This is a genomic window from Kitasatospora sp. NPDC054939 (assembly GCF_053610105.1).
This window is the reverse complement of the sequence record NZ_JBSGXP010000109.1, coordinates 1-18,573: the sequence shown is the minus strand read 5'-3', so window position 1 is coordinate 18,573 and position 18,573 is coordinate 1. Positions and strand designations below refer to the sequence as shown.

14 protein-coding genes are annotated in these 18,573 nt (G+C 75.4%); 5 read left to right on the top strand and 9 right to left on the bottom strand.

Annotated features, from left to right (window positions below; all coding sequences use genetic code 11):
• The first annotated feature begins 21 nt into the window (after positions 1-21).
• Positions 22-1,383: an MFS transporter gene (locus tag ACWGB8_RS26665; protein WP_452216139.1), complete on the top strand. Its 1,362-nt coding sequence runs from the start codon at positions 22-24 to the stop codon at positions 1,381-1,383.
• Positions 1,384-1,392: 9 nt separating this feature from the next.
• Positions 1,393-1,878, top strand: a complete 486-nt coding sequence (locus ACWGB8_RS26660; protein ID WP_452216138.1) for a macro domain-containing protein — start codon at positions 1,393-1,395, stop codon at positions 1,876-1,878.
• Between the two features lie 25 nt (positions 1,879-1,903).
• Here ACWGB8_RS26660 and ACWGB8_RS26655 read toward each other — a convergent pair whose 3' ends face one another.
• Entirely contained in the window at positions 1,904-2,509 is a 606-nt protein-coding gene (locus ACWGB8_RS26655) for an N-acetyltransferase family protein (protein WP_452216137.1), read from the bottom strand.
• Positions 2,510-2,736: 227 nt separating this feature from the next.
• On the opposite strand from ACWGB8_RS26655, the gene ACWGB8_RS26650 reads away from it, so the two are divergent.
• On the top strand, positions 2,737-3,546 hold the full coding sequence (locus ACWGB8_RS26650) for a TetR family transcriptional regulator (RefSeq protein ID WP_452216136.1): 810 nt from the start codon (positions 2,737-2,739) through the stop codon (positions 3,544-3,546).
• Positions 3,547-3,634: 88 nt separating this feature from the next.
• Here the strand turns inward: ACWGB8_RS26650 and ACWGB8_RS26645 are convergent, their stop codons facing one another.
• The 7 genes from ACWGB8_RS26645 to ACWGB8_RS26615 form a co-directional block, all read right to left on the bottom strand.
• On the bottom strand, positions 3,635-4,948 hold the full coding sequence (locus ACWGB8_RS26645) for a GNAT family N-acetyltransferase (protein WP_452216135.1): 1,314 nt from the start codon (positions 4,946-4,948) through the stop codon (positions 3,635-3,637).
• A gap of 146 nt (positions 4,949-5,094) precedes the next feature.
• The gene (locus ACWGB8_RS26640; RefSeq protein ID WP_452216134.1) at positions 5,095-6,507 is read right to left on the bottom strand and encodes a C40 family peptidase; all 1,413 of its coding nucleotides are present in this window, start codon (positions 6,505-6,507) and stop codon (positions 5,095-5,097) included.
• A gap of 222 nt (positions 6,508-6,729) precedes the next feature.
• Positions 6,730-7,788 (bottom strand): hypothetical protein, encoded by a 1,059-nt coding sequence (locus ACWGB8_RS26635; RefSeq protein WP_452216133.1) that lies wholly within the window; start codon positions 7,786-7,788, stop codon positions 6,730-6,732.
• Between the two features lie 99 nt (positions 7,789-7,887).
• The gene (locus ACWGB8_RS26630) at positions 7,888-9,603 is read right to left on the bottom strand and encodes a threonine/serine ThrE exporter family protein (RefSeq protein ID WP_452216132.1); all 1,716 of its coding nucleotides are present in this window, start codon (positions 9,601-9,603) and stop codon (positions 7,888-7,890) included.
• Between the two features lie 254 nt (positions 9,604-9,857).
• Positions 9,858-10,556 carry a DedA family protein gene (locus ACWGB8_RS26625; RefSeq protein WP_452216131.1) on the bottom strand — a complete coding sequence of 233 codons (699 nt, stop codon included), beginning with the start codon at positions 10,554-10,556 and terminating at the stop codon, positions 9,858-9,860.
• A gap of 123 nt (positions 10,557-10,679) precedes the next feature.
• The gene (locus ACWGB8_RS26620; RefSeq protein WP_452216130.1) at positions 10,680-13,034 is read right to left on the bottom strand and encodes a hypothetical protein; all 2,355 of its coding nucleotides are present in this window, start codon (positions 13,032-13,034) and stop codon (positions 10,680-10,682) included.
• Positions 13,035-13,190: 156 nt separating this feature from the next.
• Positions 13,191-15,101: an ATP-binding protein gene (locus tag ACWGB8_RS26615; protein WP_452216129.1), complete on the bottom strand. Its 1,911-nt coding sequence runs from the start codon at positions 15,099-15,101 to the stop codon at positions 13,191-13,193.
• 353 nt (positions 15,102-15,454) lie between these two features.
• Between ACWGB8_RS26615 and ACWGB8_RS26610 the strand changes: the two genes are divergently transcribed.
• Entirely contained in the window at positions 15,455-15,772 is a 318-nt protein-coding gene (locus tag ACWGB8_RS26610; RefSeq protein WP_452216128.1) for a hypothetical protein, read from the top strand.
• Between the two features lie 38 nt (positions 15,773-15,810).
• Here ACWGB8_RS26610 and ACWGB8_RS26605 read toward each other — a convergent pair whose 3' ends face one another.
• Entirely contained in the window at positions 15,811-16,977 is a 1,167-nt protein-coding gene (locus ACWGB8_RS26605) for a TetR/AcrR family transcriptional regulator (protein WP_452216127.1), read from the bottom strand.
• A gap of 354 nt (positions 16,978-17,331) precedes the next feature.
• Between ACWGB8_RS26605 and ACWGB8_RS26600 the strand changes: the two genes are divergently transcribed.
• Positions 17,332-18,489: an acyl-CoA dehydrogenase family protein gene (locus tag ACWGB8_RS26600; RefSeq protein ID WP_452216126.1), complete on the top strand. Its 1,158-nt coding sequence runs from the start codon at positions 17,332-17,334 to the stop codon at positions 18,487-18,489.
• Positions 18,490-18,573: the final 84 nt, after the last annotated feature.

The window sequence follows — 18,573 nt, the reverse complement described above, 5'->3', positions numbered from 1 at the left end:
CGCTCCAGCCTTCGGAGTCCCATGCTCGCCTCCTACCGGCGGCTGTTCGACATGCCCGGAACCGCCGCCTTCACCCTCGCCGGACTGCTCGGCCGCATCACCGGGTCGATGACCGGCGTCGCCCTGATCGTCCTGGTCGCCGAACGGCGCGGCTCCTACGCCCTGGCCGGCACCGTCGCGGCCGCCGGACTGGCCACCGGGGCGATCGGCATGCCGCTGATCGGCCGCCTGGTCGACCGGTACGGACAGGCCCGCGTCACCGTACCGGCCGTGCTCTACAACGCCGTTCCGCTGACCGGACTGCTGCTCTGCATCCGCTTCGACGCCCCCGCCTGGACGCTCTACGCCTGCTGGGCCGCCGGCGCCGCCACCCCCAACCTCGGCGGCATGGCCCGCGCCCGCTGGGCGCACCTGTACAGCGACGACCCGGCCCGCCGGCACCTCGCCAACTCCTTCGAACAGGCCCTGGACGAACTCTGCTTCATGGCCGGGCCGGTCCTGGCGATGCTGCTCTGCACCACGGTGGCACCCGAGGCCGGACTGATCGCCGCCGGAGTGTTCGGCGGCGCCGGCGCCCTGCTGTTCGCGAGCCGGCGCGCCACCGAACCCCCGGTCACCCCCGCCACGACGGCCGACCGCCGCGCGGACTCCCCGCTGCGGCAGCCCGGCCTGCGCGTGCTGACCCTCACCTTCCTGGCCACCGGCGTCATCTTCGGTTCCCTGGAGGTCACCACCCTCGCCTACGCCGACGCCCTCGGCCACACGTCGGCGGCGGGCCTGCTGGTCGGCCTGCTGGCCGGCGGATCCTGCGCGGCCGGGCTCGTCTTCGGGCTGCTGCGGCCCCGCCGGGCCCCGCACGTCCGCTTCCTGCTGGGACTCACCACCATGGCCGCGGTGGTCCTGCTGCCCGCGGCGGTCGGGCTGGGCGGCGCCGGACCGGTCGCGCTGGCCGTGGCGCTCTTCGCCGCCGGGACGGGCACCGCACCGACCATGGTGACCGGCATGACGCTGGTCCAGGAGCTGCTGCCGCAGCAACGGCTGAACGAGGGCATGGCGATCGTGGTCTCCGGCATCCTGGTCGGCGTCTCCTCGGGCGCCGCGCTGGCCGGCCCGGTCGCCGAGCACGCGGCCCCCGGTACCGGCTACTGGCTGCCGGTCGGCGCCTCCCTGCTCGCCCTGCTCACCGCCCTGGCCGGCCGCCGCCGGCTGCGGACCGCCCCGCGGACCGCGGCCCCCGTGGCCCGCTCCGCCGAACCGGCCCCGCACCAGCCGGCCCCGCACCAGCCCGCCCCGCACAGGCCGCTCCCGTGCGGGCCGGACTCCCCGGCGCCGGCCTCGCCCGCGGGGACGTGTTCCGAACGGACTGTCAGCCCCTGCGGCTAGCGTGCCCCCATGGAGAGCACCGGGATCCGCTACCTGCGCGGCGACGCGACCTCGCCGCAGGCCGCGGGGCCCCGGGTGATCGCCCACGTCTGCAACGACCTGGGCGGCTGGGGCAAGGGATTCGTGCTGGCCCTCTCCCGGCGGTGGCCGCAGCCGGAGGCCGCGTACCGGCAGTGGCACCGCGGGCGGGCCGGGAACGACTTCGGCCTGGGCGCCGTCCAGCTGGTGCCGGTCGCACCCCGGCTCTGGGTGGCCAACATGGTCGGCCAGCGCGGCATCCGGACCGGCCGTTCGACGGGCGTCCCGGTGCGCTACGAGGCGATCGACCGGGCGCTGCAGACCCTGGCCGGCCACGCCCTGGAGCTCGACGCCTCGGTGCACATGCCGCGCATCGGCTGCGGGCTCGCCGGGGGTCGCTGGGAGCGGGTGGAGCCGCTGGTCGCCGAACGCCTGGTGGCGCGCGGGGTCGCGGTCACGGTGTACGACCGTGGCTGACCGGCGCGCCCGGGGCGGCCACCGCTCAGGCGGGCCAGGTGTACTCGTACTCGGGGAGCACGTACCCGCCGGGGAAGACGCCCTCCCGCTCGTCGGTGCGCCGGCCGCCCTCGCGCTCGTAGAAGGCCACCGCCCGGGTGTTGTCGCGCAGCACCTCCAGGTAGAGGTCGGCGCCCGGGTGCCGCCGGGCGACGTGCTCGCGGGCGGCGGCCAGCAGGGCGCGGCCGATACCGCCGCCGGTGCGGCCGGGCCGGACGTGGAGGTTGTCGAGCAGCACCCGCCCGTCGGGCTGCGGCACCAGGTAGGCGAAGCCCACCGGCTCGCCGGCGTCCTCGGCGACGAACAGTTCGGGGGTGTTCTCGGGCGGCCCGTAGTCGGCGGACAGCCGCAGCGCCCACACCTCGCGCCGCTCCTCGGCGAGCCCGTCGCCGAGCGCCTGCGCGGGGACGATCCCGGCGTACGCGGTGCGCCAGCTGACGGCGTGCACCTCGGCGACCACCGCGGCGTCCTGCGCATCCCCGCGCCGGACCGCGATCCCGGGCGCCGGCCGGTCGGCGGCCGTGGCGGACGACCCGTCGGCGGCGGGGGCAGCGGTGGCGTCGGGTCCGCGCACGGGTTCCGGAGTGATCATGTGACGAGCCTCCCACACCTGCGAACTTGAGCGGGTTCGAGGTCACCCCCTAGAGTCGGGCAAGCTTTTGAACGCGTTCGAAAGCGACGGGACGGGGCGGCGGCACCGGATGCGGAGGGGACTTCCGGTGCCGCGCGCTCCGGACCGGCCGGGCCCGGTGTCCGGCCGGACGGAACGGGCAACGGCAAAGGCCCCGGCTCCGGTTAGGCTCAATGACCGTGGACGACGTGGCAGCAGCGAACGGTACGAACAGCAGTCCCGGCGCGGACGGAGCGGCCGACCCGGCCTCCCCCGCGGCGGCAGCGGCACCGCCCGCCGGCGAGGCGCGCGGCAGCCGGGCCCAGCCGAAGACCGACAAGAGCGAGCAGACCCGCACGCTGATCCTGGAGACGGCGATGCGGCTGTTCCAGGAGCGCGGCTACGACAAGACCACCATGCGGGCCATCGCCACCGAGGCGGGCGTCTCGGTCGGCAACGCCTACTACTACTTCTCGGCCAAGGAGTTCCTGATCCAGGGCTTCTACGACCGGATGACCTACGACCACGCCGCCGACGCCCGGCGCCGGATGGCGCACACCCGGGACTTCGCCGAGCGCCTGGAGATCGCACTGACCTCCTGGCTCGACACGGCCGCCCCGTACCACGAGTTCTCGGCGCAGTTCTTCCGCACGGCCGCCGATCCGAACAGCTCGCTGAGCCCCTTCTCCAGCGAGTCGCACCCGGCGCGGGCGACCGCCGTCGCGCTGTTCCGCGAGGTGCTGGAGGGCTCCGAGCTGGCGCCCAAGCTGGACACCGAGCTGGTGGAACTGCTGCCCGACGTGCTCTGGCTGCACCTCATGGTCGTGGTGCTCTACTGGGTCTTCGACCGGACCTCCGACACCGAGCGGACCCGGGAGTTCGTCCGCCGGTCGACGCCGATGGCGGCCCGGGTCATCAACCTCTCCCGCTACCGGGTGTTCCGGCCGATCGTCCGCGACGCCAAGGGCCTCATCCAGGACTTCATCCTGCCCACCATCGGCAAGACCGCGGTCAAGTAGCCGCCCGCACGCCGCTGCCGTCCGGCCCCGTCGGGACCGGACGGCAGCATGAGGTCGGCAGCGGGGCGTACGGCGGCGCCCGGAGGGGTCAGAAGATGTCCGGGTTCCAGCCCGCCAGCGGGGTGCGCAGCAGGAGGTCGGCGGCTGCGGCGGCGCCGGGGCGGAGCTCGGTGACCAGGGCGGCGGCGGCCAGCCTGGGGACGGTCTCGCCGCCGAGGTAGAGCGCGCCGAGGGCGGAGGCGTCCAGGGCTAGGTCCGCCGGGTCGGTGGTCGGGGTGCAGCGGCCGGTGCCGTCGGCGCCGACGTCGAGGGCCCAGCGGCCGGCCGCGAAGCCGTGGCGGTCCTCGACCTCCAGCACGATCCGGCCGGGGGCGCCGTACGTCCGGGCGTTGAACGCGGCCTCGACGTCGAGCACTCGCAGCCACATGAAGTCGGCGTTGTCCACGTACGGGGTGGCGGCGCGCGGGTCGGCGAGGAGCAGGGGGAGCGGGTCGTCCGGGCCGATGTTCTCGACGACCACCTCGTGCACCCAGTCGACGGAGAACAGGAACCGCCAGAGCGCGGTGGCCGCGCCGAGGTCGAGGGCCAGGAAGTCGGCGACGGTGAGGGTGCAGTTCGGGTAGCTGCCGTCCCACTCGTCGTTGACACGGTAGACGGCCACGCCGGTGACGGTGCCGGCGGCGTCGCGGTGGACGGCCGCGAAGGGCTCCTTCCAGTCGAAGCCGGGCACCTGGATCTCGCCGGTGTGCCGCTTCCACCAGATCTCGTCGCGGGTGATCGCACCGGGGCGGCCGAGCCGCCAGCGGTCGTGCAGCTCGGGGCCGAGCTTGCGCAGCTCCTCCATCGACACGAAGTCGATCCGGCCGCCCGGGGATCCGGGGAGCCCGGCGCGCAGGCCGGCGGTGCGCCGCAGGTTGATGGTCCAGCCGTGGCCGCGAGTGGCCGGGCCGAAGCCGTAGCGGCCGTAGATGTTGTACTCGGCGGCGACCAGGATCGCGACCGGCGCGCCGCGCTCGCGGGCGGCGGCGAGGTCCAGCGCCATCATCCGGCTGAGCAGGCCGCGCCTGCGGTGGGTGGCCGTCACCGCGACGTTGGTGACCGCGTCCGCCACGACGGTCGCGCCGCCGGGGACGGTCAGCTCGACGTCGAAGCTGCGGAAGGTCGCCACGAACCGGTCGCCGTCGACCGCGGCGAGCGAGCGCCCCGCCCGGTACTGCAGCCGCCGGAACTCCTCGGCCACCTCGACGTGCGAGCGGAGGAAGCCGAGCGCCAGGGCGCGGTCCCAGTCCGCGACCTCGTCCTCGCCGATCGCCCGGATCGCGATGCCGCCGACGGTGTCGAGGCTGTCCTTCGGTCGGCCGCTGCCCGGATCACGGGTCTCGCCGCGTTCGTCGTTGCCCATGCGGCCCACCGTACGACCGGGTCCGAATGACGGCACCTCATTTTTCGCAGGCGGGTACAGATGGGGCGCAGCCGGGCACCGCGGGGGTCCCGGGGCGGCGGGGGCGTGGGGCGACCGGCCCGCCGGAGCAGCGCTACGGGGCGGCGCTACGGGCGGGCGTAGAAGTCCGGCGTACCCATGATCCAGAGGCTGGCCTCCTTGATCACCGTGCCCGGTCGGGGCGCCTCGATCATCCGGTCGTCGCCGATGTACAGGCCGACGTGGTGGATGTCGGCGGCGCGGCCGGTGTCGGTCCAGAAGACCAGGTCGCCGGGGCGCAGTTGGCGGTAGGTGACGGGGGTGCTCTGGGCGTACTGGTCGGCGGCGAAGTGGTTGAGCCCCTTGCCGCCCTGCCGCCAGGCCATCATGGTCAGCCCGGAGCAGTCGTAGCCGCCGGGGCCCTCGCCGCCCCAGACGTAGGGCAGGCCGATCCTGGCGCGGGCGTAGGCGACGGCCGCCGCGGCGCCCTCGGCCGACCAGGGGTGGTCCGGTGCGGGCCGCACGGCGCCCGGCCCGGCGGCGAGCGGCGGGGCGGCGGCCTGCTGGGCGGCCGCGGCTGCCCGGGCGGCCTCGCGCTCGGCTTCGGCCGCAGCCTCGCGTTCGGCGTCCGCGGCGGCCTCGGCCGCGGCTGCCGCCTCGGCGGCGGCGCGGGCCGCCTCCTCGGCCTCCCGGGCGGCGATCGCCTCCAGGGCCTCGCGCCGGCGGCGCTCCAGGTCGACGGTGGTCCGCCGGGCTGCGGCGAGCCGGACGAGCAGGTCCTCCCGGCGGCGTTCGACGCCGTCGACCTCGGCCTGCCGGGAGGCGAGCCGGGCCTCGGTCCGTTCCTTGGCGGTGCGGACGTCGGCGGCGGCGCGTTCGGCCTCCCCGGCGGCCCGGCGGGCCTCGGCGCGGGCGCGGTCGGCGGCGTCGGCGGTGGCAGTGGCGGTGTCCAGGATCTGCCGGGTGCGGTCGCTCGCGAGTCCGACCACGGCGGCCCGGTCGGAGGCCTCCCGGGGGCCGCGGGCGCCGAGGAGGGCGTTGATGGCGGAGAGTTCGGCGCCGGTGCCCTGGCGGTACGTTTCGGCGGCCAGGACGGCGGCGTCCTCGGCGGCGGCCCGGCGCTCGGTCTCGGCGGCAGCGGCCCGCCGCTCGGCGGCGTCCTGGGCCTCGCGGGCCCGGGTGAGCCGGAGCTGGGCGCCGTTGTACGCCTCGACGGCCTGTTCGGCGGCGCGGCCGACCCGGTCGAGTTCGGCGCGGGCGGCGGTGAGCCCGGCCTCCAGGGCGGCGACCGACCCGGCCTGCCGGTCGGCCTCGGCGCGGGCCCGCTCGATCTCGGCCTCGGAGGGGAGGTCCTCGGCTCCGGCCGCCGCGGCCCCCGCCCCTGCCCCGGCGTCCCCGGCCCCCGCCCCGAAGGTCCCGGCGCCGGCCGTCGGCGGCTCGAGGGGTGCGGCCGCGGCGGCGGGCAGCAGGCCGAGCAGGGCGGTGGCGGACAGCAGGAGGGTCGGCAGCAGTCGGCGGGCCACGGGGGGTGCCTTTCTCACAGGTCCGGCGATCCATGGGAGACGTCCCATCGCGTGACGGTCCGGTCACGCCCCGTCATGTTCTCAGGGGCGGCCGTCTTCACACCCCCGCGTCGGCACCGCCGCCCGGGTGACCATCGGATGATCCGATCGGTCCTCCGCCGAACCACGACGGCCGGACCGCGACGGCCGGACCACCGCGCTACCCGACCATCGCCGACCCGCCGCAGGACCACCGACGGACTACCGGCGGATCCGGGGCGTGTGCGGCCGGAGCTGCCGGTGCCGGGCCGGGCGCGGCTCCAGGCCGGTCGGCCGGACGGCATAGGTGCGGCTGCGGCCCGCCCGGACGGTACGGCTGCGGCGCCCGGCGCTCACCCGGCGGTCCGGGCCGGGCCCGGTGGGCGCGGCCCGGTCGCCGGCCGGGGCGGCCGCCGAGCGGCGGTCGGCGAGCCGGGCGGAACGGCGGGCCAGCGCCCGGGCGGTGTGGACGTCCAGGTGCGCGGTGGCCCGGGCGGCCATCCGCTCGGCGACCCGGTGGGCGGCCGGGTGCCCGGCCGGCACCTTGTCGGGGGCCCCGGCGATGAGGTCGAAGAGCCAGGTGCGGGCCCGGTCCGCGCGCTGGTGGAGCAGGCGCTCGCGCCGGAGCGCACGCGCCCTGCGGCGGGGGCGGTCGGCGTACCGCCAGCGGGCCCACGGGCTGCTGGGGCGGGCGAGGCGGATCGCGCCGATCCAGGAGAGGCCGGGCACCATGATGCCGAGCAGGCCGGTCCACACCTTGCCCTTGAGCAGGCTGACGACCGAGACCACCGCGTTCACCGAGATCACCGCGACCAGGCCCCAGCGGGTCTCCTGGCTGGGCACCACGCCGAGCGGCACGTACCCGGTGAGCAGCAGGGCGGTGAAGAGGATCCCGAAGATCACCGCGTCGACCGACTTGCGGCCCTGCTCGCTCCAGTAGACGTCGTCCAGGTGCAGGATCAGCGCGAACTCGTCCAGCACCAGGCCGCAGCCGATGCCGAAGCAGAGGCCGAACCAGTCGATCCACGGGTGGCCGCCGCCGGTCGCGAACACCCCGACGCCGCCGACCAGCAGGAACCCCAGACCGAACACCATGTGGTGGATGTGCAGGCCGCCCGGGGTGATGTTGCCCGGCCACCAGCGCACCTCGGCCCGGATCATCCGCACGCTGAAGCGGATGCAGACGAAGGAGGTGATGAAGCCGACGAGCAGCAGGAACAGCGGCTGCTTGTTGGCCGCGACGATGTGCGCGCGGTAGCCCTCCAGCAGGGTGGTGATCATGGGTCTAACCTTCGTTCCTGGTACGGCGTCGTTCCTGCCGCGACATGGCCGGGGCGGCCGCCGGCCGTGGACGCGGACTCCTCCGGGTCCAACGCGCGGTCAGAAGCCCCGGGTGCGCTTGGCCGCCCGTCGGGGGATGTCCGGGTACAGCGAGGGCCGCCCGGCACCGCCCGGGAGCTTGAGGAAGAGCCGGGCGATCTCGCCCCCGAGGTTCACGCCGATGGCCAGCGCCAGGGCGATCGCCGCGGCCCGGGTGATCTGCACCAGTCCGCCGCCGGAGTGGCCCTGGGCGAAGGACAGCATGCCGAGGTAGAGCGCCGAACCGGGCATCAGCGGGCCGATCGCCGCGGTCACGTACGGCAGCGCGGAGGCGTAGCGGTAACGCGCCATCAGCTGGCCGAAGAGGCCGACCAGGCCGGCCGCCACCCCGGTCGCGACGATCGGGGAGAGGTCCGCGTTGTAGACCAGCACCCCGTAGCTGGACCAGCCGATGCCGCTGTTCAGGGTGACCAGGGCGAGGCTGCGGCGGTCGGTCTGCAGCAGCATCGCGAAGGCCAGGGTCAGCAGCATCGCGGCGACCAGCTGGACCGGCGGGTTCTCGTTGCCGACCAGGCCCTCGTCCGGGTTGAGCTTGGCGGTGAAGCCGACGCCCAGGTAGAGGATCAGCATGACGCCGATGACGATGCCCGCCACCAGGTAGATCACTTCCAGCAGGCGGGCGGCGGCGGTGATGTAGAAGCCGGTCAGGCCGTCCTGCACGGCGGCGACCAGGGCCCGTCCGGGCAGCAGGGCGAAGAGTCCGCCGGTGATCACGACGGAGCCGCGCAGGCCCCAGTCGTCGTTGAGGGACAGCAGGATGCCGGAGGCGCCGGCGGGCATCGCGGCGAGCACGAACTGGTAGAACTCCGGCAGTCCGCGCCGGGCGATCAGCGACGCCAGCCGGTCGCCGAGGACGGCCGCGACGAACGCGCTGGCGAACACCACCCAGGCCTTGTCGTCCAGCCGCCCGCCGACCAGGAAGGTCGCCGCCCCGGCGAGCAGCCCGGTGTTCAGCGCCAGCAGCCAGACCGGGTACGGGTGCCGGTTGCGGCGGATCGCGGCCAGCCGGCGGTAGGCGTCGTTGACGCTCACCTGCTCGGCGGTGATGTCGGCGACCAGCTCGTAGACCGCGGTCAGCCGGGTGTAGTCCGAGGTGCGGCGGCGCACCACCCGGTCCGCGGTGACCGGCGGCTCGACCAGCGAGGGCTGGTGCGAGATGCCGATCAGGGTGAAGGTGACCTGCGGTTCGCAGTGGTCCAGCCGGTAGGCGTGGGCGATGCCGAGCATGGCCGCCTCGACGTCCTCGGCGGCCTCGCCGCTGGCCAGCAGGAGTTCGCCGATGCGCAGCGTCAGGTCGAGGATGCGCGGGACGTTGCGGGCCGCGGAGGGGTGCAGCTCGCGCGGGGTGCGCTCGAAGGAGGGGCGCTCGGTCATCGGGGTGCGCAGCAGGGTGCGCATCCGGTCCGGCCAGGGCGCCTCGCCGGGGGCGCCGGGCTGCAGGGTGGAGACGTCGATGCCCTCGGGCGGGGTGTAGCCGGCGGCCCGCCACTCCTCGGGGGTCAGGGTGTCCTCGGCGACGGAGCGGCGGCGGCGCACCGGTGCGGCCGTCGGCTCGGGCTCCGCGCCGGCCCCGGGCTCGGGCTCGGGGGTCAGCAGGCCCTTGGTCTGCGGGACGGGCGGCGCCAGCGGCGGCAGGACCGGGGCCGTGTCGGCGGGCGGTGCGGGGGGCCCGAGCAGGCCCTCGGTGGGCGGCGCCTCGGAGGGGTGCAGCGGCACGGGCCGCGCCGTCCCGGCCGCTCTGCCGCCCCTGGCCCGCTTGCCCGCCCCCGGTCGGCCCCGCTTAGGCACGTCCGCTCCTCGCCGCCCCTGGAGGGGGCCGGTAGGCCGGGCCTCCGCTCGATCTTCGCTTACACCTTGCCTGATCGAACTCCCGAACGCACATGTACGGGTCGGCGGGCGCCGGCCGGGAACGACTCCTCCCCGGCGCGGTGGACCGTTCCACCGCGCCGGGGAGGCGTCCCGACGGCGGGTCAGCGCGAGCGGTGGCGGCCGGCGCCGGCCGGGGTCCGCGGCTCGTCCCCGCCCTCGGCCGGGGCGGAGTCGGCGGGGGCGGCGCGGCGGGCCCGGATCACCTCGACGGCGACCGGGATCACCGACACCAGCACGATGCCGATCAGGATCGGCTCGATGTTCTCCTTGACGAAGTCGATCTGGCCGAGGAAGTAGCCGAGCACGGTGACCCCGGCGCCCCAGAGCACGCCGCCGATGATGTTGAAGACGATGAAGGTGCGGTAGTTCATGCGGCTCACCCCGGCGACGATCGGGGTGAAGGTCCGCACGATCGGCACGAAGCGGGCCAGCACGATCGCCTTCGGGCCGTGCCGGTCGAAGAAGGCGGCGGCCTTCTCCACGTTCTCCTGCTTGAACAGCTTCGAGTCGGGCCGCTTGAACAGGCTCGGTCCGACCTTGCGGCCGAAGAGGTAGCCGACCTGGTCGCCCGCCACGGCGGCGGCCACGATCAGCGCGCAGACCACCCAGAGCGGCTGGTGGAGGTAGGTGTTCCCGGCCACCAGGAGCCCGGTGGTGAAGAGCAGCGAGTCACCGGGCAGGAAGAAGCCGATCAGCAGGCCTGACTCGGCGAAGACGATGGCCAGGATGCCGATCAGCCCGAACGTGGAGATCAGGTAGTTCGGATCGAGCCAGGAAGGGCCGAGGGCGAGGCTGGTCACGGGGCAGTCTCCTGAAGGGTCGACTCTTGGCAATGAAACAGTAAAGCATTCACCAAGAGAACCCGAACCACCCGCCTGCCGCGGGCCCCTTCCGAGGGCCGCGTCCGGTCCGCGCCGCCGCGCTCAGAGCCCGTAGCGCTCGACGATGTCCTCGTGCCGGGCCGGGTCGGCGCCCGCCTCCCGGGCCAGGTCGAGCCAGGACAGCGGGTGCGGCCAGCCGGCGGTCAGCTTCTGCAGCAGGGCGTCCGCCTCGGCCGCCCGGGCGGTCGGCGGCACGGCGAGGGCGGCGTAGACGCCGGGCAGCATGCCGTCCTCCTCCGCCGGGTCGGTGACGCTGTACTGCGGCCCGCTGTACGCCCAGAGCCCGTGGCCCTCCGCCCGGAGCGCGTCGCGGAACTCCGCCCACGCCTCGTCGCCCGGCCAGGCGCCGTCCAGCCAGTACGTGGTGTACCCGGCCGGGTCGAGCAGCGTGAGGACGGCGAACACCGGGCGCCAGGCCGCGCGCTCCTCCTCGGGTGCGTCCTCGGCGGGCGGCTCCTCCAGCAGGGCCGGGGAGAAGACCACCACGTCGCGGTGGTTGAGCACCACGTCGTCGCCGAGCACCGGCAGCACCCGCGCGGTGGCCGGGCCGGTCCGCACGGCCGGCAGGTCGGCGGTGGCGCCGTTGGTCTTGCGGGCCCGCAGGGTGACCAGCTGCCACTCCTCGTCGACCGGGCCCTCGGTGCCGTCGAGGTCGAGCTCCAGCAGCGCGGCGGTGGAGCGGACCACCGCCCAGTCCCGGTTGGCCGTGGCGGCAGTGACGAGGTGCCAGAGGTCGGGCTGCTGGACGGTCGTGTGGAGCTCGTCCTCCGGGGTGCCGTCGACCGGGCGGGCGTGCTCCAGGAGCTCCTGGTAGAGCCGCTGCGCGGTGGCGTGGTCGCCCAGCTCGGTGGCCGCCGCGGCGGCCAGCCGGCGGGTGTTGACGGCGCCCGGCCGCTCCGCGAGGACCGCCGCGGTGTGCTCCAGCACCTCCGTCCAGCGGCTCTCGGCGGCGGCCCAGCGGGCCCTGGTCCAGTGGGCGCGGGCCGGGCTGTCGGCGGCCACCAGGTCGGCGAGGCGGCGCAGGCCCGCGGCGTCGCGGTCGTCCAGCAGCAGTTCGGTGAGGAAGCCGGTCAGGTTCTCGTCGCCCGGGGTCCGCTCCAGCTCGGCCCAGAGCAGGTCGGTGGCGGCCCGCAGGTGGCCCAGCGTGGCGAGGTTCGCGGCCAGGTTGACCACCAGCAGCACCGGGTCGCCCTGCTCGGTGCGCGGTGCCTCCAGGGCGGTGGCGAACAGGTCGGCGGCGGCCTCGGGGGCGAGCGTGTCGGGCAGGGCGTCGAGCAGTCCGGCGGGCGGGGCGGGCAGCTCCGGCCGGGGCAGCGCCTCGGCGGCGGCCCGCAGGGCGGCGACCGCCTCGGTGACGCCGTCGGTGCGGCGCAGGGCGGTGAGCTTGCGCTCGCCGGTGCGGGCGAAGGCGAGCGCGACGGTCCGCGCGCCGCGCCGGACGGCCAGGTCGCCGGCCCGCAGCAGCAGGTCGACGCAGGGGCGGTGGGAGCCGGCCCCGTCGAGGTAGCCGACCCAGCGGGCGGTGGCGGCGCCCAGCTCCGCGGTGTTCTCCCGGGCCCCGGCCGTGATCAGCAGGTCGACGGTCTCCAGCCAGGTGGGTCGCAGGCCCGGGTGCTCCTCGGCCTCGTCGTCGCCGGGCAGCAGGTCGAGCGCCGCGCCGGTGCGGCCGAGCGCGGCCAGCGAGCGGGCCCGCAGCAGTGCGCCCCAGCGGCGGTCGCTGTCGCCGAGCTCGCGGCCGCGGGTGCGCTCGGCCTGTTCGGCGGTGTCGAGGAGGTCGAGCGCCTCCTCGTCCCGGCCGAGGCGGTGCAGCAGGGCCGCGCGGGCGTGGTGGAAGTGCAGCGAGAGCGACTCCCCGGCGGCGCGGATCCGGTTGGCGGCGGTGTCGAGGTGGGCGATCGCCTCGTCGGGGCGGTCGTCGTCCTCCAGGGCGTCGGCGTACTCGCGGGAGAGGCAGTCGAAGCAGGAGCGGGCCGGCTCGATGCGGTCCAGCGTCTCGGTGAGCACCGCGAGGCGCTCGGCCGCGTAGCCGGGGCCGTCGACCCGGGCGTGGCAGATGGCGAAGTCCTGCACCGCGCAGACGGACTGCGGGCAGTCGACGGTCTCCTCGCGGTGGGCGAACTCCAGCAGGTCGACGGCCTCCGGCAGGGCCTGCTCGCCCTGGTGGCGCTTGTTCAGCAGGTTCTGCATGCGCCAGTGGCGCAGGTAGACCTCGACCCAGGGCAGGCCGAGCGCGCGGGCGGCGGCGAGCGCCTCGGGGAAGGCGGCGTCGAGCTGCTCGTTGCGCCCCTCGCTCGCATGACCGGGCAGCTCGTAGATGGCGTCGGCCAGCCGCTGCTGGCCGGACTCGGCGAGCTGGCGGTGGGCGTCGCGCACCCAGGCCCAGATGTCGGTGCTCATGCGGTTTCGGTCTCCCCCTGCGGGTCGGTGGGTGGCGCCGGTGGCGGGCGCCCGGTCCGGGCGGCACGGCGGCGGTACGGCGGTGGGCAGGCGATCGGGCGGGTACGGCGGCGGGCCGGTCGGGCGGGTACGGCGATGGTGCGGCGGCGGGCGGGCTCAGATCCCGTCGGGGAGGGTGTCCGGTACGGCCGGCAGGCCCGCGGGGACGGCGGCGGTCAGCGCCGAGACGGCCGTGCCGATCCCGGCCAGCGCGGTGGCCAGGTCCGGACCGGCGCCGCCCGGGGCGGGGGAGCCGGCCGAGGCCGCCGCCATGATCACCTTGAGCGAGCGGAGCAGTCCGGCCGCCGTGGAGCTCCCGGTGTGGCCGGCCCGGTAGGCGGTCAGCAGGTCCTGGACGGCCGGGCAGGCCAGGTTGAGGTAGAGCCGGGCCCGGACCTCGCCGTCGGTCCGGGCGGTGAACGCCCGGGCCAGCCGCAGCGCGGCCGACGGGATCCGGCCGTCGGCCCGGTCGTCCTCGATCCGGGCCTTGCGCTCGGCCTCCCGGTCGGGCACCAGGACCAGCGGCAGGCCGGGCGGGTCGAAGCGGGCCGGCACCAGCTGCTCGCCCGGGTCGGCGAGCGCGCCGGCCAGCCAGGCGCTCTCCTCCGCGGGCAGCGGCCGCTCCGGGTCGCGGAACAGCTCGCGGTTGCCGCTGTCGCTGCCGAGTTCGACGATCCGGCAGTCCCGCAGCTGCGCGTAGCGGCGCAGGAACGGCAGGACGGCGTACCGGTCGCCGCGGGCGATCGGCACCTGCATCGCGCGGTACAGCATCTCCTCGAAGCCGCCGCCGCTGCCCAGCGCCACGTGCACGGCCCCGTCGCCGGCGGCGCGCAGCGCACCGGCCGTCAGCTCGCCCTGCGAGGTGGGCACCGGGACGTCGTCGGCGAGCAGGGTGAACAGCCGGTCGTCGACGAGCGCGGCGCCCAGCAGGTCGTCGCCGTGCCGGGCGAGGATCCGGCGCCAGGCCGCCGGGCGCAGCCGCGCGGTCTCGTACAGGCCGTCGACGACGGCCTCGGTGAGCGCGCGCTGCAGGGCCCGGTAGTGGTCGTCGCGCTGGAGGTCCTCGCGGCTGGCGGTCGGGGTGAGCCGGCTGGACTCGACGACGCCGCCGACGAACCCGGCCCAGCGGGGCAGCAGGTCGCGGGCGTCCTCGGAGAGCAGCATGCCGCGCAGGTAGACGGCGAGGTCGCGGTTGTCGCTGGTGCCGTAGGTGCCGCCGTCCTGGACCCAGAGCAGGCCGACCGCGTCGGTGCCCTCGGCGTCCGGGCCGACCGGGAAGGCGGTGAGCGGCTCGAAGCGGCGGCCGAAGGCGCTCGCGAACCGCATCCGGGCGGCGTACGGGTCACCCGCTCCGTCCTGGCGCCAGGGCACCGGGACGTCGTTGACCGGCCGTTCGTCGTCGCCGACGTGCACCGGGACGGGCAGCAGGACGCAGTAGCGGCCGAGGACGTCGCGCAGCGCCTCCTCGTCGGCGAGGTGGGCGTGCTCGGCCTTGAGGGCCAGCTCGACGGTGGTGCCGGCGACGGCCCGCGGAGCGGTCGGCTCGACGGTGTACTGCTCGCCGCCCCGGCTGCGGTAGCGGTGGCCGAGCAGCGGTTCGCGGTGCGAGGTGGTGGTGACGGTGACCTCGTCGGCGATCGAGAAGGCGGAGAGGAAGCCCAGGCCGAAGGCGCCGATCAGCTCCTGGTTGCCGGTCAGCTCGCGCAGCATCCGGGTGTAGCCGGTGCCGACGGTGGCGAGGTAGGCGTGGATCTCCGGCTCGGTCAGCCCGGCCCCGGTGTCCTCGATGGCGACGGTGCGCCGCCGGAGGTCGCCGCGGACCCTGATCAGCGGCCGGTGGTCGCCGTCCGGGTCCTCCAGCCGGCGCCGGGTGTGCGAGTCGTGGGCGTTCTGGACGAGTTCGCGCAGGGCGACCAGCGGCGTGGAGTAGAGGTGGGTGGCGAGGACGTTCACCAGTCCGCCGAGATCGACCTCGGTCGTACGCAGATCCTCGGCGGGCACGGGGTCGGGACGGAGACCTTCAGACATGGGTCCCCAGTGTGCCAGTGCGACTATCCGCCGACCATTTCTTTCTGCGGCGGATTTCCGGACCGCACCCCGGTCAACTCCGCATTGACCGGCGCGGGTTGTCCCGGCGGCCGTCCGGGTGAGCCAACCCACCGCCGTACGGGGGAACTTCGGCCGCGCCCCGGAACCGTTGCGGCGCTCCGGCGTTCCCGGGCCGCACTCCCCCGATGACACCATCGGGCGAATCGCCCTCCGAACCGTGGAGTTCGTCCACGGTGCTGGTGAATGCTGTTCGTGCGACGCCAGACAACGGCACTCCGGAGCGGCCACTCCGGCAGGCGCCACTTTCGCACTCCAGCACCAGGGAGACCAGCGTGTCCCGTATCCGCACCGCAGCCACCGTCACCGCCCTCGGGGCGTTCCTCCTGCTCGGCGCCGGCACCGCCCAGGCCGACAACGGCGCGGGCGCCGGCCAGCACTCCAACAGCAGCGTCGTCAGCAACGTGGGCTCGGGCAACATCGTCGGCGGCGTGAACGGCAACGCCGTCGGCAGCCAGCAGACGGCCACCGGATCCGGCGGCAGCAACCAGGCCAACACCACCGCGGTCGCGGGCAACTCCGGCAACGTCGGCGCCCTGCAGGGCAACGGCAACCTGGCCGCCCACGTCTTCTACCCGTTCCCCCTCGCCTAGGCCCCGCCGCAGCCACCCGGCCGTACGGGTCAGAACAGCTAGGCCGTGTCGGGCTTACCCAGTCCGAGGACGGCCCGGCCGAGCCGCAGCAGGCGGTCGTCGAGGTCGGGCCGGGAGCGGTGCGCCCGGTTGCGCACCGCGTCGTTGACCACCGCGAAGAGCGCGTGCACCCGCAGCCGGGCGTCGGCGGCGTCCCACCCGGGATGCAGCCGGCACAGCAGGTCGACCCAGCTCCGCAGGAAGGCCCGGCGGAACTCGATCGCCACCCGGCGGTCCGGCACCGCCAGCCGCTCGGACTCGCTGAGCATGGCGCCCAGGTAGTGCCGGTGGCGCCGGGCGAAGGCCACGTACGCGGCCAGCCCGTCGGCCAGGGCCGCGGCCGGGTCGGCCGGCTCCGCCAGGACGTCCGCCACCTCGCGCACCAGCCGCTCGCGGCCGTGGTCCAGGGCGGCGGCGAGCAGCGCGGCCTTGCTGTCGAAGTGGCGGTAGACGCTGGGTCCGGAGATCCCGACGGCGGCGCCGAGTCCACCGGTGCTGACGTTGTCGAAGCCGCGCTCGTGGAAGAGCCGGACGGCCGCCGCGAGCAGTTCCTCCCGGCGCCCCTGCGGCGCCGCCTCGGCCCCGCCGTCCGGGAGTCGGGGCTGTTCGCCGTCGAGGCACAGGGCGAACACCGCCGCCACCAGCTCGCGCAGCAGGCGCTCCGCCCGGCGCGGCTGCGGCAGGGCCGAGCGGTAGGACGGCCCCGAGCACAGCGAGAGCGCCGACCAGCAGAGCAACTGCACGTCCGCCTCGGCGAGTTCCGGGCGTTCGGCGCGCAACGGCACGGCCGCGGCGGCCACCGCCGCGCGCAGTTCGGCGCGGATCGCGGCCCGGCGCTCCGGCGGCAGCAGCCGGGCGTCGCGCTGGACCAGCGTGCCGAGCGGCCGGTGCTCCACCGCCACGGCGGCCAGCACCGCCCCGGCCCCGGCCGTGCCGTCGGCCGTGCGCAGCCCGTCCAGCAGCGCGCCGAGCCCCTGGTGGACGGCGCGGTCGAGGAGTTCGGACTTGCCGCGGAAGTGCCGGTAGAGCGCGGGCGCGGTGATGCCGACGCCGGCCGCGACCTCGGCCATCGAGACCTGGTGGTAGCCGTCCCGGTGGAAGCGGTCGGCCGCGACCGCCAGGATGCGGGCCCGCCGCGCCCGTCCGGGCGGCCGTCGTCGGACCACCGGCTCCGCGCCCTCCACCGCCGGCCCTCCCGCCGCTCGCCCGTTCCGCCGTTCGCCCGTTCGACCGCCCGCGCGGGGGAAGCCGTCCGCGCGAGGGAAGCCGTCCTGCCGCCGTCCGCCTCGCCACCCCTCGCGGGGAAGCCGCCCGCGGAGCCCGGCCCGCCCGCTGCGGCAGGCTAGCAAGGATTCACTTCAGGGGGCCGCCGCCCGCCGCCCACGGGCCCCGACCGTGCGCAACGCGCCCCCCGTCCGCTCTGGACAGCGAAAGCTACCGGCGATTAACTTAGCGGGCGATCAGCCTGCCCGGCACCGCCGCACCCGGCACCGCCCGGCACCACCGAAGGGAGCGCCGACGTGCGCCGCACCGTGTTCACCGAGGACCACGAGGCCTTCCGGGAGACCATCCGGGACTTCATCGCCAACGAGGTCGTCCCGGTCTACGAGAGCTGGGAGTCGGTCGGCCACCCGCCCCGCGACTTCTACCGCAAGCTCGGCGAGCTGGGCGTCTTCGGCATCGAGGTCCCCGAGGAGTACGGCGGCGCCGGCGAGACCGGCTTCAAGTACCAGGCCGTCATCATGGAGGAGACCGCCCGCGCCGGCGTGAGCTTCGGCTCCTCCGGTGTGCACACCGGCCTGGTCCTGCCCTACCTGCTGGAGTACGCCAACGAGGAGCAGAAGCAGCGCTGGCTGCCGCCCTTCGTCTCCGGCGAGATGATGACCGCCATCGCGATGACCGAGCCGGGCACCGGCTCCGACCTCGCCGGCATCACCACCACCGCGAAGCTCTCCGAGGACGGCACCCACTACGTCCTCAACGGCTCCAAGACCTTCATCACCGGCGGCGTCCTCGCCGACCTGGTCCTGGTGATCGCCCGCACCGCCCCGTACGACCCGGAGAACCGCCGCGCCGGCCTCTCCATCCTCTGCGTGGACACCGCCTCCGAGGGCTACAGCGTCGGCCGCAAGCTGGAGAAGATCGGCCTGCGCACGTCCGACACCGCCGAGCTGGCCTTCAGCGACGTCAAGGTGCCGGTCGAGAACCTGCTCGGCGAGGAGGGCAGGGCCTTCTCGTACCTCACCCACAACCTGGTGCAGGAGCGCCTGGCGATCGCCGTCGGCTCGTACGCGGCCTCGGCGGCGGCGGTGCGCTTCGCCGTCCAGTACGTCAAGGACCGCAAGGTCTTCGGCAAGGCGGTCGCCGAGTTCCAGAACACCAAGTTCTCGCTGGCCGACTGCCAGGCCCAGGTGCTGGCGCAGGAGTCGATGGTCGACCGGGCGCTGGAGCTGTACCAGCAGGGTGCGCTGTCGGTCGCGGACGCGGCGGCGGCCAAGCTGTTCTGCACCGAGTCGGCGTCCCAGGTGATCGACAAGTGCCTGCAGCTGCACGGCGGCTACGGCTACATCCTGGAGTACCCGATCGCCCGCCTCTACACCGACAACCGGGTCTTCCGGATCTATGGCGGCACCAGCGAGGTCATGCGCAGCATCGTCGCCAAGTCGCTGGGCCTGTAGGCCCCTCCCCGGCAGGCGCCCGTTCGTCCGGGCGCCGGCCGGGCCCCGTGCCGCGCGAGGGCGGCGGGCCGCACCCCCACGGCG

Coding starts and splice junctions, on each gene's coding strand:
- ACWGB8_RS26655 (WP_452216137.1), bottom strand. CDS start 2,509: ATGATCACTCCGGAACCCGTGCGCGGACCCGACGCCACCGCTGCCCCC.
- ACWGB8_RS26615 (WP_452216129.1), bottom strand. CDS start 15,101: ATGTCTGAAGGTCTCCGTCCCGACCCCGTGCCCGCCGAGGATCTGCGT.
- ACWGB8_RS26645 (WP_452216135.1), bottom strand. CDS start 4,948: ATGGGCAACGACGAACGCGGCGAGACCCGTGATCCGGGCAGCGGCCGA.
- ACWGB8_RS26665 (WP_452216139.1), top strand. CDS start 22: ATGCTCGCCTCCTACCGGCGGCTGTTCGACATGCCCGGAACCGCCGCC.
- ACWGB8_RS26660 (WP_452216138.1), top strand. CDS start 1,393: ATGGAGAGCACCGGGATCCGCTACCTGCGCGGCGACGCGACCTCGCCG.
- ACWGB8_RS26620 (WP_452216130.1), bottom strand. CDS start 13,034: ATGAGCACCGACATCTGGGCCTGGGTGCGCGACGCCCACCGCCAGCTC.
- ACWGB8_RS26635 (WP_452216133.1), bottom strand. CDS start 7,788: ATGATCACCACCCTGCTGGAGGGCTACCGCGCGCACATCGTCGCGGCC.